Source organism: Micromonospora sp. Utrum1, from assembly GCF_057197805.1.
In genome coordinates this window covers 2,884,071-2,899,899 of the sequence record NZ_CM170071.1, presented here as the reverse complement: position 1 = coordinate 2,899,899, position 15,829 = coordinate 2,884,071, and the positions used below count along the sequence as shown (strand labels likewise).

The following is a 15,829-nucleotide window of genomic DNA, read 5'->3' as shown; positions in this document are numbered from 1 at the left end:
CCCATCGCGGGCCCGGACAAACGTGGCGGTTCGGTCAGTCCGCGGCGAGCCGGACGTACCCGCGGCGTCCGACGGCCTCCAGGTCCCAGCGTTGCCCGAAGGCGCGGACCCGCTGGGCGGTGACCCGGCCCAGCTCGGGCGGCACGTGCGGGTCGAGTTCCAGCCGGCCGTCGACCGGGTTGAGGTCGAGCATGGCACGGACCAGGGCCAGCGGCGCGCCGGCCGCCCACGCCTGGGGGCTGCACGCGGTCGGGTAGGGCACGGCGAACATGGTCCGGTCCCGGGCGTACCCGCTGAGCGCCTCCGGCAGCCGGTAGCCGAACTGCTCGGCCACCTCGAGCATGGCCAGCGCGATCCGGTTGGCCTCGGCCCGGTAGCCGTAGCGGACCAGCCCGAGCACCGCGATCGAGTTGTCGTGCGGCCACACGGTGCCGAGGTGGTACCCGAGGGCGTTGTACGGCCGGTCCTCCCGGGACAGGGTGCGGATGCCCCATCCGGAGAACATCTCCTCGTGCATGAGCTGGCGCACCACCGCCTCGGCGCGCTCGGGCGGGACGATGCCGCTCCACAGCAGGTGGCCCATGTTCGAGGTCTTCGAGTCGATCGGGGTCTTGTCGCCGTCCAGGCCGACCGCGTAGAAGCCGCCTCGCTCGTCCAGCCAGAAGTCGCGGTTGAACCGCTCGTACAGCCGGGCCGCGTCGGCCCGCAGCCGGGCGGCGAGCGACCGGTCGGCGAGCGGCCCCTCGGCCAGTTCGGCCAGGCGCAGCTTCGCGTCGTAGGTGTAGCCCTGGATCTCGCTGGTGGCGATCGGCAGCACCGGGATCCGGCCGTCGGAGAAGCAGACCCCGTCCGGGGAGTCCCGCCAGCACTGGTTGCCCAGCCCTTCGGGCGAGCGGGTGGCGTACTCGACGTAGCCGTCGCCGTCCCGGTCGCCGTAGGCGTCGATCCAGTGCAGCGCGGCGAGCGCCGGCTCGCGCAGATGGCGCACGAGGTCGTCGTCGCGGGTCCACCGCCAGTACTCGGACAGCAGGACGAGCCAGAGCTGGGTGGCGTCCGCCGTCCCGTAGTACGGGGTGTACGGCTTGACCCCGGTGCGGGTCAGCTCGCCGCTGCGCACCTCGTGCAGGATCCGGCCGGGCTCCTCGTCGGTGAAGTCGTCGCACCGGGTGCCCTGGAGCCGGGCGAGCGCCAGCAGCGCACCGTGGGCCAGGCCGGGCCCGGCCACCAGCGTCTGGTACGCGGTGATCAGCGTGTCCCGGCCGAACACGGTCAGGAACCAGGGCAGCCCGGCACCGGGCAGCATGACCCGCTGGCCCCTGACCTCCAGGTCCAGCCGGAGCGCGGCCAGGTCGTACCGGGACCGGCGGGCGGTCCGTTCCAGGACGGGGTTGTCGCTCTGCAGCAGCGCGCGGCTCTCCGTCCACCGGCGCAGCGGGTCGTCGGCCCGGCGGTGCACCACCTCGGCGATGTCGCCGCGCACCGGCTCCACGACCCCCAGCCCGGGCGCCAGCGGCATCTCCAGGTCCACCCGCCAACCCTCACGGGAGTCCAGTTCCACCTGCCAGACCAGCTCGTCGCCCTCGATCCGGTCCGGGGGCAGGCTGGAGCGCAGGTCGGTGGTGGCCGTGAAGCCGTCCCGGTCGTACCGGAAGAAGAGGGCGGCTCCGTCGGCGCCGTGCCGGCGGACGATGTCGGCGGAGCGGTCCCGCACCCCGGACTTGACCTCGAACAGGTCGGCGAAATCGGCGGCGACGGCCAGCCGCACCTCGAACCGCACCGGTTCCGTGCAGTACGACATCAGCTCGATCCGCTCGTGGAACGCGTCCCCGACGTAGCGCAGCCGGCGCGCGCTCAGGCTGTCCGGCGGCAGCCCGGGCAGCTCGGGATTGGTGAGCATGAACTGAGCGGAGTAGTGGTCGATGGTCTCCGAGCGCAGCACCGGGAACCGGCGGCCGTCGATGGTCAGCACCCAACCGCTGACCAGCCGGGTGTCCAGGTGGACCAACCCGCCGATGCTGCCCGGGGGCACGTCCCCGGCGGGGTCGGAGTACATGAAGGTGGGCCCGCTGAGCACCGCGAGCGACTGGGGGCCCAGCTCGGGCGGGACGGCTCGCTGGTCGCCTGGCCCGGCAGCGGCCGCCAGGTCGGGCGTCGGGTCGGCGGGAGTCGGACGCGCGACAGCCATGCCGCCCACCGTAGGAGGAGCGCGGGCGAGGGCCGCATCACCCGCTCCGGGTGAAACCTTCCGTCATCAACGAAGCCGGGTAGCATGACCGCCGCTCACCCGGACCGGGTGGGGTGAGCTCACCCGGCCGCGACGGAGGGTGGTGGGAGCGCGAGAGTCGATCCCGACAGAGGGGAGCCCGCAATGAGCATCCTGCCGTCCGACCGACGTGTCTCCCACTATCGGCAGCAGAGTGGCCGTCCGCAGCTCACGCCCCGGCAGCGCCGGCGCGTCGAGCACAAGGAGGCGAAGCTCCAGCGCCTCACCGGGCAGCGGCCGCGGGATCGGGGGCCCGGGCGCTGAGCCGATGACGCCGGTGGCGGTCGCCGTTGGGCGGCCGCCACCGCGCCGTTCAGCCCGGCGCCGGCGCGGTGATCGCCCAGCGTTCGTGGTCCCGCCAGGCGCCGTCGATGAACAGGTAGTCCGGCGAGAAGCCCTCCAGCCGGAACCCGAGCCGCTGGGCGAGCCGCTTCGACGGCTCGTTGCCGGGCTGGATGTTCGCCTCCAGCCGGTGCAGCCCGAGCGCCGTGAACGCGTGCTCGATCACCAGCCGCACGCCGGCCGAGGCGTGTCCCGTGCCGGCGTACGGCAGGAAGGCGGCGTAGCCGAGGTAGCCGCCGCGCAGCGCGCCCATGACGATGCCGCTGATGTTCGCGTACCCGGCGATCGCCCCGGTGGCCCGGTCGCAGAACAGGTAACCGGCGTTGCCCCGCCCCCGGATCTTGCGCAGGTAGGCGGCGTACTGCTCGGCGTCGTCGGGCGCGGCGAGCCACGGGTGGTGCAGGTCGCGGCTGCGCCGGGCGGCGGCGACGAACTCCGTCTCGTCGGTGGGGCGGGGGCGGCGGATCGCGACGCGGCCGTCGCTGCGCAGGTACCTCACGGTGAGCCACTCTCGGTCACCCGCCCGGCCGCTGTCCAACCGGGTCGCGCCGCGCGCCGCGGTGCCCTAGCGTGGCAGCCGAGGACGGGAGGTCGATCATGAGGACTGCTCCACTCGGCACGGTGCTGGTTCCCGCTTCGCCGCTGGGCGACCCGGTGTCCTGACCTGACCTGACCGGCGCGGCTCGGCCGACGGCTCCAGGTCGCCGCGCGGCGTCAGGCGCGCTGAGCTTCGAGTCGTCGAAGCCCGACCCGCCCGGCGCTTCCTGCCAGGCCCGACACCGCCACCCTCGCCGCGAAGCGATCCGGTGATCCGCCCCCGCGCGGATCCCGACGTCCTGGCGTGCCCGCACGCCACCACATCGCTTCCGAGGGAGTTCCTCGTGTTTCCGGACAACCCGTCCGGGCGCCGCGTCGCGCCCGGACCACGTACCCCTGCCCGGTGGCCGGCATGACGGCCACCCTTCCCGCCGGACGGCTCGGCCCCGACTTCCGCCGGCTCTGGACCGCGTCGGCCGTCTCCAATCTCGGCGACGGCGTCACCCTGGTGGCCGCGCCGCTGCTGGTCGCCTCGCTCACCCCGGACCCGGCCGCGGTGGCCGCCGCGGCGCTCGCCCCGCAACTGCCGTGGCTGCTCCTCGCCCTGGTCAGCGGGGCCCTCGTGGACCGGCTCGACCGTCGCCGGCTGATCGTCACGGTCAACCTGGCTCGGGCCCTGGTGCTGGCCGCGCTGGCCGGGGCGGTGCTCGCCGGGGTGGCCACCGTGCCACTGGTCTGCCTCGCCTTCTTCCTCACCGGCATCGGCGAGACCCTGGCCGACACCGCGGCCGGGGCGCTCCTGCCGTCGGTGGTGCCGGCCGACCGGCTGGAGCAGGCCAACAGCCGGCTCTCCGCCACCTTCGTCATCGGCAACCAGTTCGTGGCCAAGCCGCTCGGGGCGTACCTCTTCCTGACCGCGGCCGCGCTGCCGTTCGGGTTCGACGCGGCCACCTTCGGGGTGGCCGCGCTGCTGCTGGCCCTGCTGCGCTGGCGACCCGTCCCGTCCGCGACGCCGCCGGCCCCCGCGGCTCCGGACCGGTCGCTGCGGGCCGACGTGGTGGAAGGGCTGCGCGCGCTCTGGGCCGTGCCGGTGCTGCGCACCCTGGCCTGCTGCATCGCCGTCATGAACGTGGCGTTCTGCGCCGCCTTCGCCGCGTTCGTGCTCTACGCCCGGCAGCGGCTCGGCCTCGCCGAGGTCGGATACGGCCTGCTGCTGACCGCCTCGGCGCTCGGCGGACTGGCCGGCAGCGCGCTGGCCACCCGGCTGCGGTCCCGGTTCGGCACGCCCGCGCTGCTCCGGGCCGGGCTGCTGATCGAGATCGGGCTCCAGGTCGTGCTGGCCGGCACCCGGCATCCAGTGGTCGCCGGCGCCGCGCTGGCCGTGTGGGGCGCGCACGCCATGGTCTGGGGCGTGCTCGTGGTGTCGTTGCGACAGCGACTCGTGCCGGACCGGCTGCGCGGCCGGGTGAACAGCGTCTACGCCCTGGCCGACCTGGGCGGGGCGGCGCTCGGCACGGTCGCCGGCGGCGTCCTGGCCCGGGCGGCGGGGATCCTGGCCCCCTTCTGGCTCGCCGCGGCGGCGCTGGCGGTGCTCACCGTGCTGGCCTGGCGCCGCCTGGCCGACACCGGCCGCTGATCCGTCCCACGCCGGTGGGGAGCCCGTCCGGTCTCCCCACCGGCGTCCCGGGCGTCCCGGGTCACCACCCGACCGCCTCCTCACGGTCACCCTGCCGTCACGTCGGTGTAGCCGCAGCGACGGATGCCTCCAGCAGCGTGGTGTCGCGCCGGACGGACCGGCCGACCAGCGGAGGACCAGCAGTGGCACACGACGGGACGACGCCGCGCCGGGGCCGGATCGCCATGCTCGTCGACAACAAGGTCGAGGGCGACTCCCGGGTGCAGAAGATCGCCCGCTCCGCCGCCGAGGCCGGCTGGGACGTGACCCTGCTCGGCCGCTCCCCCGATGGCACGGAACGGACCTGGCGGCTCGGCGCCGCCGAGGTGCGGCTACTGCCGATGCCGGAGCCGCTGCACCGGCGCCGCCACGAGTTCCGCCGCTCGCTGCGCTGGCCGCTGGCGTACCGGTCGGACGGCATCGCCGAGCACCGCGCCCAGTGGGTCCGGGCCTGGCGGGCCGATCTGGCGGTCCGGTCCGCCCTGGTGGCCCGGCGGGCCGCGGCAGGTGAGCTGGCCGGGGCCCGGCTGCGCGGGGCCCGGCGCGCGTTGCGCCGGCGGGAGGTCGCCGCCGGGCTGCTCGACCGCTGGGTCTGGCTGCGGACCAAGATGATGAACCGGGTCCGGTACGGCCGCCGGTTCCGCGGCCCGTGGGACCGGGCGTACACGCTGTTCTGGCAGCTCGTCCAGGGTGACCGGGCGTGGCGGCGGCTGGAGCCGGGGCTCTGGGACTACGAGCTGGCCTACGGCCCCGAGGTGGACCGGCTGCGCCCGGAGCTGATCCACGCGCACGACTTCCGGATGCTCGGCGTCGGCGCCCGCGCCAAGATCCGCGCGGCCGGCCAGGGCCGTCGGGTCGCGCTGGTCTGGGACGCCCACGAGTTCCTGCTCGGGATCAAGCCGTGGCGGGACCACGCCCGCTGGCTGCCGGCCCACCGGGCCCACGAGCGGGAGTACGCCCCGCACGCCGACGCCGTGCTCACGGTCTCGGCGGACCTGGCCGAGCTGCTACGCCGCGAGCACGGGCTCGCCGAGACGCCGGGTGTGCTGCTCAACGCCCCCGCCGACGACCACCGCCCGTCCGGTGACGCGCCGCCGCCGGACCTGCGGGCCGAGTGCGGGATCGGCCCGGACGTGCCGCTGCTGGTCTACAGCGGCGCGGCGGCCCCGCAGCGCGGCCTGGACACCCTGGTCGAGGCGTTGCCCCGGCTGCCCGGGGTGCACCTCGCGCTGGTGGTCGACCCGGCGCTGCGCTACGTCGAGCGGCTCGCCGACCGGGCCGCGCGGCTCGGCGCCGCCGACCGGCTGCACGTGCTGCCGTACGTGCCGCACTGGCAGGTGGTGCCGTTCCTGTCCGGCGCCGACGTCGGGGTGATCCCGATCCACCGCTGGCCCAACCACGAGATCGCCCTGATCACCAAGTACTTCGAGTACGCCCACGCCCGGCTCCCCGTGGTGGTCAGCGACGTGCGGACCATGGCCGCCACCGTCCGGGAGACCGGCCAGGGCGAGGTGTTCCGGGCCGGCGACGTCGACGACCTGGTCCGCGCGGTGACCGCCGTGCTGGCCGACCCCGCCCGGCACCGCGCCGCGTACGACCGGCCGGGCCTGCTCGCCGGCTGGACCTGGTCGGCGCAGGCCGAGGTGCTGGAGGCGGTGTACCGGCGGCTGCTGCCCGACGCCCCACCCCCGCCCGACGTGGACACGCCCGACCCGCCGACTCCCCGAGGAGCGCTCCGGTGCCCACCCCCGACGTGACCGTCGTCATCCCGGTCTACAACACCCGGCCCTACCTGCGGTCCTGCCTGGACTCGGTGCTGCGCCAGACCATCGGCCGGCACCGGCTGGAGATCGTGGCGGTGGACGACGGCTCCACCGACGGCAGCGGCCGGCTGCTGGACCGGCTCGCCGCCCGCCACCCCGGCACCGTGAAGGTGCTGCACCAGGCCAACTCCGGCGGCCCGGCCGCCCCCTGCAACCGGGGCCTGGAGCTGGCCACCGGCCGGTACGTCTTCTTCCTCGGCTCAGACGACCACCTCGGGCCGGAGGCGCTGGAGCGGCTGGTCGCCGCCGCCGACCGGTACGGCTCGGACGTGGTGCTCGGCAAGGTGGTCGGGGTCAACGGCCGGCACGTCTTCGCCGACGTCTTCGCCACCGGCAACGCGGTCGACGTGAGCCTGTTCGACTCGGCGCTGCCCTGGTCGCTGGCGAACACCAAGCTGTTCCGCCGGGACCTCGTGGACCGGCTCGGGCTGCGCTTCCCCGAGGACATGCCGGTGCTCAGCGACCAGCCGTTCACCCTGGCCGCCTGCTACCACGCCCGGCGGATCTCGGTGCTCGCCGACTACGACTACTACCACGCGGTGCGCCGGCTGGACGCCCGCAACATCACCTACCACAGCCGGGTGGACCAGCGGCTGGTCAGCGTGGAGCGGCTGTTCACCTTCGTGGCCGGGCTGATCCCGGCCGGCCCGCGGCGTAACGCCGTGCTGCGCCGGCACGTCGGGCTGGAGCTGGCCAACCTGGTCGGCGACGACTTCCGCCGGCTGGACCGCGCCGCCCAGGAGCGGGTGCACGCGGCGGTGCGCCGGCTCGTCGAGCGGTACGTCACCGACGGGCTCCGGGACCGGCTCGACATCGAGGCCCGGCTGCGGCTGGGCGCGGTGACCGCCGGGGGCGTCGACGAACTGCTGGCCGTCATCGACCAGGACGCCGAGCGGGGCGTCCCGGCCACGGTGGTCGCCGAGGGCCGCTGGCACGCCGGTTACCCGGGCGCGCCGGCCGCCTGGACCGACGTCACCGAGGTCCGCGCCGACTGGCTGGCCCGGCTCGACACCGTGACGGTGAGCTGGGCGGACGCGCACACCCTCGCGGTGACCACGCGCAGCCCGTACCCCCGGTTCGCGGCGCAGGCGGGGCCGGTCCGGCTGCTGGCCGGCCCGGTCGCCGGCACCACCCTGCTCGACGCCACCGACCCGACCGGCCGGACCGTGCGGACCGACTTCCCGGTCGACCGGCTGCTCGCCGGCAGCGCGGCCAGCGGCCAGCGCCACCCGGTCCGGGCCGAGGTCGACGGCGGCCACGGCCGGGGCAGCGCCCCGGTCCGCGCGCCCCGGCTCGCCGCCGGCCGCCCCCGGCTGCTGCGCCGCGGCGCCCGCCTGTACGGGGTGGCCGCGACCGTCGACCCGCGCAACGGCCAGCTCGTCCTGTCGGTGGTGCCGGTGACCGTGGGGCAACTGGTCAGCCGACTGCGCCGCCGATGGCGACGGAGCGGGCCGGCCGCCGCCGTCCCGATCCCGGCGCGGCCGATCCGGCCGGCGGGCTCCCCGGCTTCGGTCGGCCCGAACCACGCCGAGCCGGGGCCGGCCCAGGTGGGTCAGCTCACCACCGCGTCCTGACCCCCGCCGCGGGGGCGGTCAGAGGGGGCGGGGGTGGGGCTGGTCGAGGGGCATGGGGATCTGGAGGAAGGTGGTGCCGCGCAGGTCGAGCCAGGCGCGGTCGGGGGCACGGACCAGGCGCACCATCACCGACGTGCAGGCCGGGCAGCGCCCGATCAGCCCGGGCGCGTGCGAGTAGACGTGCAGCCCGGCCACCGGGCCGGTCATGCCGCAGTGGTTGCAGCGCCCGGTGGCGGAGCTCAGGTCGACCGCGAAGACCTCGCGCATCGGCCCGTCGAGCATGTTGCCGTCCAGGTAGGACATGTCCGTCATGCGCTCTCCTCGGGTGGTCAGCCGGTCGGGCCGAACCGTTCGGTCTTCACCCGCCGGGTCGGGTGGCCCAGCCCCACCAGCAGGTCCGCCACGGTCTCCACGAAGCCGGTGGGGCCGCAGACGTAGCAGAGCGGCTCCAGGTCGGGCGGCCAACCGTGGCTGTTCACGTCGGCCAGGCCGATCCGGTGCGGCTCCCCCCGCCAGCCCTCCGGCGCCGCCCGGGTGTAGACGTACGCCACGTCGAGGCCCTGGTCGTCGCGGGCGCGGCGGCGCAGTTCGTCGGCGTAGATGACGTCGTCGGGGGTGCGCACCGAGTAGATGAGGCGGAACGGCACCCGGCTGCCGGCGGCCCGCCGGGCCCGGACCATCGCCATCAGCGGCACCACCCCGGAGCCACCGGCCACCAGCAGCACCGGCGCGGTCTCGTCGGCACGCCAGACGAACCAGCCGCCGACCGGCCCGCGCACCTCCACGGGGTCGCCCTCGGCGTAGGTGTCGGTGAGGTACGGCGACACCTCCCCGTCGGGCACCCGCTGCACGGTCACCGCGATCCGCTCCCCCTCGGCCGGCCCGGCCAGCGAGTAGGAGCGGGCTGCCTGGTAGCCGTCGCCGGCGGTGAGTCGGATGTCGAGGTGCTGCCCCGGCTGGTGCCCGGGCCAACCGGGCACGTCCAGCACCAGGGTCTGCGCGCTCGGCGTCTCGACCCGCCGCTCGACCAGCCGGGCGACCCGCCAGGTCAGCGGGGCGACCATTCGGCCGCCGGTCGTCGGGGCGGCCACCTCAGTCGCCCTGGTAGCGCTGCTCGCGCCAGGGGTCGCCGTAGTCGTGGTAGCCGGCGGTCTCCCAGAAGCCCGGCTGGTCGTCGGTGAGCAGCCGCACTCCGCGGACCCATTTGGCCGACTTCCAGAAGTAGAGGTGCGGCACGAGCAGCCGGGCCGGTCCGCCATGCTCGGCCGGGAGCGGGCCGCCCTGGTAGGTGTGGACCACCCAGGCCCGGCCGCCGCGCAGGTCGTCCAGCGGCAGGTTGGTGCTGTAGCCGCCGTAGGAGTGGGCCAGCGCATACCGGGCGGCGGTGTCGACGCCGTCGAGCAGGGTGTCCAGCGAGACCCCCTGCCAGTCGGTGCCCAGTTTGGACCAGCGGGTGACGCAGTGGATGTCCACGTGTGGCGTCTCCTGCGGCAGGCCCATCAGCTCGTCCCAGGACCAGCGGTACTCGGCGCCCGCCTCCGTGGTGAGCACGAACTCCCAGGTGTCCAGCGGCACCCGGGGCGTCGGCCCGGCGGAGAGCACCGGAAAGTCCTCGGTGAGGTACTGCCCCGGCGGCAGGGCCGGTTCGGACGAACGGGGCCGGCCCTGAAATCCCGGCGACACGATTCCCACGCGTCAGTAGTACCACCTGGGACGGGTCGGGGCGAGAGGTTCGGCCGGCAGCCGCCGCGGTGGGTGACCACCGCGGCGGCCGGGTCACCGCCGCTCGGCGGCGACCGGCTGATCGCCGGCGGCGCGGTCGCGGGTGGCGCGCAGGCTGGTCAGGGTGACGATGACCAGCACGCCGATGATGACGCCGAGCGAGGCGAGGGTGGGGATCTCCGGCACACCCGACCAGATGCCGTGCGCCCAGTGCAGGCCCAGCTTGAGGCCGATGAAGGCGAGGATGGCGGCCAGGCCGTAGCTGAGGTGGACGAGGCGGCTCAGCGCGGCGTGCAGGACGAAGTAGAGCGCCCGCAGGCCGAGCAGGGCGAAGGCGTTGGTGGCGAAGACCAGGTAGGGGTCCTCGGTGATGCCGTAGACCGCGGGCACCGAGTCGACGGCGAAGACCACGTCGGTGGCGAGCACCGCGACCACCACGAGGGCGAACGGGGTGAAGGCCCGGCGGCCGTCCAACCGGACGGTCATCTTCGGGCCGTGGTACTCGTCGACCACCGGCATGACCTTGCGGAGCAGCCGGACCGACCGCATCTTGTCGATGTCGACCTCCTGCTCGTGCCCGGTGAGGGCGTCGCGCAGCAGCTTGACCGCGGTGGCGATCAGGATGAGCGCGAAGAGCAGGAAGGCGAAGTCGAGGGTCTTCAGGGCGGCGGCGCCCAGGGCGATGAAGATCGCGCGCAGCACCAGCGCGCCGGCGATGCCGTAGAGCAGCACCCGCTGGGCCAGCACGGCGGGCACCGCGAACGCGGCCAGCAGCAGCATGAAGACGAAGAGGTTGTCGACCGAGAGCGACTTCTCCACCAGGTAGCCGGTGAGATACTGGACGCCCTGCTCGGAGCCGTAGCGACCCCACACCCAGCCGCCGAAGGCCAGCGGCAGGGCGATGTAGAAGGCCGACCAGCCCAGCGCCTCCTTGAGGGAGACCTCATGCGGCTTCCGGGTGACCAGGAAGTCGAGCACCAGCAGCGCGAGCACGCCGGCGATGGTCACCGCCCAGAGGGTGGGGGTGCCGACCGACGACAGCTCGACGGCGGACAGGTAGGACAACTCGGTCATGGAGCCTCCTCGAACACGGTGCCATGTCCGAGGTCTCCTTCACCCACCGTTCGTGGGCAACCACCCGAGGCGCGCCCGGGGCCCGCCGTACTGACCGGAATGGTTCGTGGGAAGTACTCCCCTCGCCGCCTCAAGGTTAGGGCAACCTCAACGCGTACGCCAAGCCGCGACCAGGATGATTGCCCTGGTCAACCGCTGTGTGGACGGCGGGGCGTGGTGCCCGGCGGCCCCGAGCCCTATGGTGACGCGATGAACAGTCAGGGGCCGCTGACCGGCGTACGGGTGATCGAGCTGGCCGGCATCGGACCCGGCCCGTTTGCCGCCATGATGCTGGCCGACCTAGGCGCGGACGTGGTGCGGGTGGACCGGGTCGGCGGCGGCGGCTTCGGCGACGTGCCGGGCGACCTGCTGACCCGCAACCGCCGCTCGCTCGCGGTCGACCTGAAGACCCCCGAGGGGCGCGAGGTGGTGCTGGCCCTGGTCGCCGGGGCGGACGCGCTGATCGAGGGCTTCCGGCCCGGGGTCACCGAGCGGCTCGGCCTCGGCCCGGACGACTGCCACGCCACCAACCCCCGCCTCGTGTACGGGCGGATGACCGGCTGGGGGCAGGACGGCCCGCTCGCCCACACCGCCGGCCACGACATCGACTACCTGGCGCTGACCGGCGCCCTGCACGGCGTCGGCCGGGCCGGCGAGCGCCCGGTGCCGCCGATGAACCTGCTCGGCGACTTCGGCGGCGGCGGGATGATGCTGGCCCTCGGCATCGTCGCGGCGCTCTACGCGGTCCGCGCCGGCGCCCCCGGCCAGGTGGTCGACGCGGCCATCGTGGACGGCGTGTCGGTGCTCGCCACCCAGATCCACGCGCTGCGCCGGTCCGGCATGTGGCAAGACCCGCGCGGGGTGAACCTGCTCGACGGCGGCGCGCCGTTCTACGACACCTACGAGTGCGCCGACGGGCGGCACCTCGCGGTGGGCGCGCTGGAGCCGCGGTTCTACGACGAACTGGTCCGGCTCACCGGCTTCCCGCTCGACGGCGACGACGCCCCCGACCGGCACGATCCGGCGAACTGGCCGGCGCTGCGGGCGGCCTGGGCGCGGCTGTTCCGCACCCGCACCCGGGACGAGTGGGCCGCGCTGCTGGCCGCCTCGGACGCCTGCGTGGCGCCGGTGCTCGACTGGGCCGAGGCCCCGGGGCACCCGCATCTGGCCGCCCGGGAGGTCTTCGTCGCGCCCGACGGGGTCACCCAGCCGGCCCCCGCACCCCGCTTCTCGGCCACCCCCACCTCGGTACGCCGCCCACCGCCGCAGCCCGGCGAGCACACCGACGAGGTGCTGGCCGAGGCCGGTTTCGACCCGGCACGGGTGGCTGCCCTGCGGGCCGCCGGCACGGTGGCCTGACCGCGCCACCGGGGCGCCGGCGCCGGCGAGCCTCAGGTCCGGCGGGAGGCCGGCGCCAGGGCCGGCTCCACCATGTCCCGGAAGTCGCGCGGCATCTGGACCGCCACGTCCTGGAACTCCCCGCTGGTGATCGCCTCATGCAGGGTGCAGAACACGGCCCGGATCGCGTCCCGGGCGGCGTTCTCGTCGACGGCGGCCCGCTGAGCGACCCGGGCGACGAACTCGGCCGCCCCGAAACGGTCCGCGGCCTCGGTGCGGGGGTGGGGGTTGAGCACCCGCTGGAGGGGCTTCGGCAGCTGCGCGGCGAGATCCAGCACCTCACCGCCGGTCAACCGTTCGGCCAGGGTCTCCAACGTGGCCCGGGTCAGCTCCGTCGCCCGCTCCTCGGACGTCCCGGTACGCCGCGCCACGCGGTCGACGAAGGCGCCGTATTGCATGGGTGGTACCCCCTTCGGTGTTCGCCCGGGCCGCCTACCCGCCACAGCGACCCGGAAACAGCGGCCGGATTTTGCCCGGCCCGCGCGTGAGGCGCGGCCCGACGGGTAACCGCCGCCGGTCGTGACCGCAACTACAGGCGCGAGGAGCCCGACCCATGGCGAGTTACACGGACGTCCTTGAGTACCTGTCCGCGCTGGACTATCCGGCGGGCAAGGACGACGTCATCCGGGAGGCCGAACGGGAGGGCGCGCCGCCGGAGGTGTTGCGGGCGCTGCGGGCGCTGCCGCCGGTGGATTACGCCAACGGCAGCGAGGTGGCCCGCTCGGCGGGCATCGACGCCGCGCCCGAGGTGGGCCGCTCGCAGCGCGCGGCGCAGGCCCGGGAGAGGCACACGCGGGTCTCGCAGCACCTGCGCGGTATCTGACCCGTCCGGTGCCGCGCCGGATGGCCGGTCGGGTACCCGGGCACGTGCCGGCGGCGCTCCAGCTCGTGGTGATGGCGCTGGTCGGCGCCGTCGCGGCCAGCGCCGCCGCCGTCATGCTCGCGCCGACGCTCGCCCCGCTGGTCGGGTGGGACGGGGCCGCGCTGAGCTGGCTTGCCCTGCAGTGGGGGCGGCTGTCCCGGCTGGACGCCGCCCGCACCGCGCGGCTGGCGAAGCTCGAGGACCCCAACCGGGCGACGCGCGACGCCCTGCTGCTGGCCGCCTGCCTGGCCAGTCTGCTGGCGGTCGGCCTGGTGCTGACGACCGCGCGCGCCGTTCCGCACGGACTGCCGCGAGACCTCTACGGTGGACTCGGTGTGCTGAGCGTCGTGGTGTCCTGGTTCGTGGTGCACACCGTCTTCACCACCCGGTACGCCCGGCTGTACTACAGCGGCGAGCCGGGCGGGATCGACTTCCACCAGCACGAGCTGCCCTGCTTCTCCGACTTCGCGTACCTCGGCTTCACGGTCGGCACCACCTTCCAGGTCTCCGACACCGACCTGGGCAGCTCCGAGATGCGCCGGACGGCGCTGCGGCACCTGCTGCTGTCCTACCTGTTCGGCGCGGTCATCGTCGCCACCACGGTGAACCTGCTCGCCAGCCTGGCCGCGTGAGCCCCGGGCAGCAGGCGGGCGCCCCGGGTCACGAACCGCGACCTGGGGCGCCACGCAGCACCTGTCCCCGCCGGTTCGCGCCCGAACCGGGTCGCGACCGACAGGCGGTGGATGTTCGCCCGAACCGGGCGGGCATCGCTGCCACGATCATCATACGACGGGGCATCAGCCGAACGGGTGACTATCGCGAAACTGTGTCCGGAGGCACGTCCCGGTCACGAGGTCAGCTCCGCGTACCGCTTCTCCAGATCCACCCGGGCCAGCGCTCCGACCAGCCACGCCAGCCGCTCCGACTCGCCGCTGCCGGCCAGCCCGGCCAGGTCGTCGGCGGAGCGCCCCAACCCCAGCCGGCGGGCCGCCGCGAGGGCCCGGCGGTCGGCCACCGGCGCCACCTCGCGCCACACCGCCTGCGCCTCGCGGAAGAACAGGTCGGCCACCTCGTCGTCCACCCCGGGCAGCGCGGTCAGCAGCCGCCGCTCCCGGGCCGGATCCTGGTGCGCCTCGGTGCGGAGCCGGCGCAGGTCGCCCCGGTACGCGTCGACCACGTTCTGGGCCAGGTCGCCCAGGGTGGCGGAGAGCGCGTCCACGTCGCCGCGCTGCCCCGCGGCGCGCAGCACGCGGACCCGGTCCGCGTGCAGGGATCGGGCCAGCCGGGCCGCGCTGTCCCAGCCCGCGTCCCGCAGTCCCGTCGCGGCGTCGACCGCCTTGTGGAAGTCGCCCCGGCGGGCCAGCAGAACGGACAGATAGAGCACCTGGAACAGCTGGGACGGGTTGTTCGTCACCCGGAACCCGTACCGTTCGGCGAACCCCCGCCCGTCCCCGGCGAGCCGGCGGACCAGCCGCTTCTTGTCCTCGACACTGGAAATCGCACTGGTGGTGGGCATGCCCGCCGTCTACCCGGGGCGGAGCGAGGCATTCAGCCCAGCGTGCCGCCGCGCCGGTCCCGCGCCTTGAGCCGAGTGGTGGGCAGCGCCGGGGCCGGCAGTGGCGGCGCCGCGTCGTCGGCGACCCTGCCGAACCGCCGACCCGCCATCCAGTCCTCGCGGGCGGCGGCGACCTCCTCGTGCGACCGGCCGACGAAGTTCCACCACATCACCAGCGGCTCCTCGAACGGGGTGCCGCCGAGCAGCAGCAGCCGGCTGCCCGGGGCGGCGCGGAGGGTCAGCGCGTCCCGGCCGGCGCCCAGGTAGAGCAGCGCGCCCGGGGCGAAGGCCACCCCGTCCACCTCGGCGGAGCCGGACATGGCGAGCAGCCCGTACTCGAAGTCGCGGCGCAGCGGCAACGTGGCCGGCGCCGGACCGCGGACCTCGAGCTGCGCGCCGACCAGCGGGGTGTGCACCACGGCCGGGGAGCGTTCCCCGCCCACCTCGCCGACGAGCAGGGTGATGTCCAGGTCGCCGTCGCGCCACCTGGGCAGCTCCGCGTGGTGGGCGAAGTCGGCCGCGCCCGCGCGGGCCGGGTCGGGCAGCGCCACCCAGAGCTGCACGCCGTGCATCACCGGCGGGTGCACCAGCGGCGAGCGTTCCGAGTGGGCGATGCCGTGCCCGGAGGTCATCACGTTGAGCTGGCCGGGTCGGATCGGCTGGACGTTGCCCAGGCTGTCCCGGTGCAGGATCTCCCCGTCGAGCAGCCAGGTGACCGTCTGCAACCCGGTGTGCGGGTGCGGCGGCACCTCCATGCCGGGGCGCTCAGCCACGTCGTCCGGACCGAAGTGGTCGACAAAGCACCAGGCCCCGACCAGCCGCCGCTGTCGCTGCGGCAGCAGCCGGCGCACCGTGGTGTAACGCCCCAACGGCACGTCGTGGCCGGGCAGCAGCACGCTTCCCGGATCGGTGGGGCCCACGCCAGGTGGGAGGGTCTGCGCCGGCAGGGATTCGGTACGGTCCAC

The 15,829-nt window shown here is 74.9% G+C and carries 15 protein-coding genes; 6 read left to right on the top strand and 9 right to left on the bottom strand.

The genetic code is table 11. The features are described 5' to 3' along the window. Nucleotides 1-34: 34 nt before the first annotated feature. Both AC0OLQ_RS13755 and AC0OLQ_RS13750 read right to left on the bottom strand, forming a co-directional pair. Nucleotides 35-2,185, bottom strand: coding sequence for an amylo-alpha-1,6-glucosidase (locus AC0OLQ_RS13755; RefSeq protein ID WP_484531628.1), 2,151 nt, complete (start codon nt 2,183-2,185; stop codon nt 35-37). Nucleotides 2,186-2,576: 391 nt separating this feature from the next. Next, entirely contained in the window at nt 2,577-3,104 is a 528-nt protein-coding gene (locus AC0OLQ_RS13750; protein WP_357345121.1) for a GNAT family N-acetyltransferase, read from the bottom strand. A gap of 450 nt (nt 3,105-3,554) precedes the next feature. Between AC0OLQ_RS13750 and AC0OLQ_RS13745 the strand changes: the two genes are divergently transcribed. The 3 genes from AC0OLQ_RS13745 to AC0OLQ_RS13735 all read left to right on the top strand — a co-directional run bounded on the left by AC0OLQ_RS13745 (nt 3,555) and on the right by AC0OLQ_RS13735 (nt 8,214). Next, entirely contained in the window at nt 3,555-4,778 is a 1,224-nt protein-coding gene (locus AC0OLQ_RS13745) for an MFS transporter (protein WP_484531627.1), read from the top strand. Between the two features lie 224 nt (nt 4,779-5,002). Then, nucleotides 5,003-6,574, top strand: coding sequence for a glycosyltransferase family 4 protein (locus tag AC0OLQ_RS13740; RefSeq protein ID WP_484532343.1), 1,572 nt, complete (start codon nt 5,003-5,005; stop codon nt 6,572-6,574). Further along, on the top strand, nt 6,556-8,214 hold the full coding sequence (locus AC0OLQ_RS13735) for a glycosyltransferase family 2 protein (protein WP_484531626.1): 1,659 nt from the start codon (nt 6,556-6,558) through the stop codon (nt 8,212-8,214). The genes AC0OLQ_RS13740 and AC0OLQ_RS13735 overlap by 19 nt, the downstream gene beginning before the upstream one ends. Before the next feature lie 18 nt (nt 8,215-8,232). Here the strand turns inward: AC0OLQ_RS13735 and AC0OLQ_RS13730 are convergent, their stop codons facing one another. The 4 genes from AC0OLQ_RS13730 to AC0OLQ_RS13715 form a co-directional block, all read right to left on the bottom strand. Continuing rightward, nucleotides 8,233-8,526: a DUF6510 family protein gene (locus AC0OLQ_RS13730; RefSeq protein WP_484531625.1), complete on the bottom strand. Its 294-nt coding sequence runs from the start codon at nt 8,524-8,526 to the stop codon at nt 8,233-8,235. Between the two features lie 17 nt (nt 8,527-8,543). Beyond that, nucleotides 8,544-9,305: a ferredoxin reductase gene (locus AC0OLQ_RS13725; RefSeq protein WP_357345127.1), complete on the bottom strand. Its 762-nt coding sequence runs from the start codon at nt 9,303-9,305 to the stop codon at nt 8,544-8,546. A 1-nt stretch (nt 9,306) separates the two neighbouring features. Further along, a complete protein-coding gene (locus tag AC0OLQ_RS13720; protein ID WP_357345158.1) occupies nt 9,307-9,897 on the bottom strand; it encodes a sulfite oxidase-like oxidoreductase in 591 nt (196 codons plus the stop codon). A gap of 93 nt (nt 9,898-9,990) precedes the next feature. Next, the gene (locus AC0OLQ_RS13715) at nt 9,991-11,010 is read right to left on the bottom strand and encodes a TerC family protein (protein WP_484531624.1); all 1,020 of its coding nucleotides are present in this window, start codon (nt 11,008-11,010) and stop codon (nt 9,991-9,993) included. Between the two features lie 249 nt (nt 11,011-11,259). Here AC0OLQ_RS13715 and AC0OLQ_RS13710 point away from each other — a divergent pair, with 249 nt between their 5' ends. Further along, nucleotides 11,260-12,408 (top strand): CaiB/BaiF CoA transferase family protein, encoded by a 1,149-nt coding sequence (locus tag AC0OLQ_RS13710; protein WP_484531623.1) that lies wholly within the window; start codon nt 11,260-11,262, stop codon nt 12,406-12,408. A 32-nt stretch (nt 12,409-12,440) separates the two neighbouring features. On the opposite strand, the gene AC0OLQ_RS13705 is transcribed toward AC0OLQ_RS13710, so the two are convergent. Beyond that, on the bottom strand, nt 12,441-12,845 hold the full coding sequence (locus AC0OLQ_RS13705; RefSeq protein WP_357345132.1) for a DUF2267 domain-containing protein: 405 nt from the start codon (nt 12,843-12,845) through the stop codon (nt 12,441-12,443). A 155-nt stretch (nt 12,846-13,000) separates the two neighbouring features. Between AC0OLQ_RS13705 and AC0OLQ_RS13700 the strand changes: the two genes are divergently transcribed. Both AC0OLQ_RS13700 and AC0OLQ_RS13695 read left to right on the top strand, forming a co-directional pair. Next, nucleotides 13,001-13,270: a DUF2795 domain-containing protein gene (locus tag AC0OLQ_RS13700; protein WP_484531622.1), complete on the top strand. Its 270-nt coding sequence runs from the start codon at nt 13,001-13,003 to the stop codon at nt 13,268-13,270. Between the two features lie 20 nt (nt 13,271-13,290). Next, nucleotides 13,291-13,941 carry a DUF1345 domain-containing protein gene (locus tag AC0OLQ_RS13695; protein ID WP_484531621.1) on the top strand — a complete coding sequence of 217 codons (651 nt, stop codon included), beginning with the start codon at nt 13,291-13,293 and terminating at the stop codon, nt 13,939-13,941. Nucleotides 13,942-14,156: 215 nt separating this feature from the next. Here AC0OLQ_RS13695 and AC0OLQ_RS13690 read toward each other — a convergent pair whose 3' ends face one another. Continuing rightward, entirely contained in the window at nt 14,157-14,825 is a 669-nt protein-coding gene (locus AC0OLQ_RS13690) for a hypothetical protein (protein ID WP_484531620.1), read from the bottom strand. Nucleotides 14,826-14,857: 32 nt separating this feature from the next. Further along, nucleotides 14,858-15,829, bottom strand: a complete 972-nt coding sequence (locus AC0OLQ_RS13685) for a pirin family protein (RefSeq protein WP_484531619.1) — start codon at nt 15,827-15,829, stop codon at nt 14,858-14,860.

Excerpts from the sequence above, each read along its gene's own strand:
- AC0OLQ_RS13755 (WP_484531628.1), bottom strand. The coding sequence starts at position 2,185 with ATGGCTGTCGCGCGTCCGACTCCCGCCGACCCGACGCCCGACCTGGCG.
- AC0OLQ_RS13745 (WP_484531627.1), top strand. The coding sequence starts at position 3,555 with ATGACGGCCACCCTTCCCGCCGGACGGCTCGGCCCCGACTTCCGCCGG.
- AC0OLQ_RS13740 (WP_484532343.1), top strand. The coding sequence starts at position 5,003 with ATGCTCGTCGACAACAAGGTCGAGGGCGACTCCCGGGTGCAGAAGATC.
- AC0OLQ_RS13730 (WP_484531625.1), bottom strand. The coding sequence starts at position 8,526 with ATGACGGACATGTCCTACCTGGACGGCAACATGCTCGACGGGCCGATG.
- AC0OLQ_RS13715 (WP_484531624.1), bottom strand. The coding sequence starts at position 11,010 with ATGACCGAGTTGTCCTACCTGTCCGCCGTCGAGCTGTCGTCGGTCGGC.
- AC0OLQ_RS13710 (WP_484531623.1), top strand. The coding sequence starts at position 11,260 with ATGAACAGTCAGGGGCCGCTGACCGGCGTACGGGTGATCGAGCTGGCC.
- AC0OLQ_RS13705 (WP_357345132.1), bottom strand. The coding sequence starts at position 12,845 with ATGCAATACGGCGCCTTCGTCGACCGCGTGGCGCGGCGTACCGGGACG.
- AC0OLQ_RS13700 (WP_484531622.1), top strand. The coding sequence starts at position 13,001 with ATGGCGAGTTACACGGACGTCCTTGAGTACCTGTCCGCGCTGGACTAT.
- AC0OLQ_RS13695 (WP_484531621.1), top strand. The coding sequence starts at position 13,291 with ATGGCCGGTCGGGTACCCGGGCACGTGCCGGCGGCGCTCCAGCTCGTG.
- AC0OLQ_RS13690 (WP_484531620.1), bottom strand. The coding sequence starts at position 14,825 with ATGCCCACCACCAGTGCGATTTCCAGTGTCGAGGACAAGAAGCGGCTG.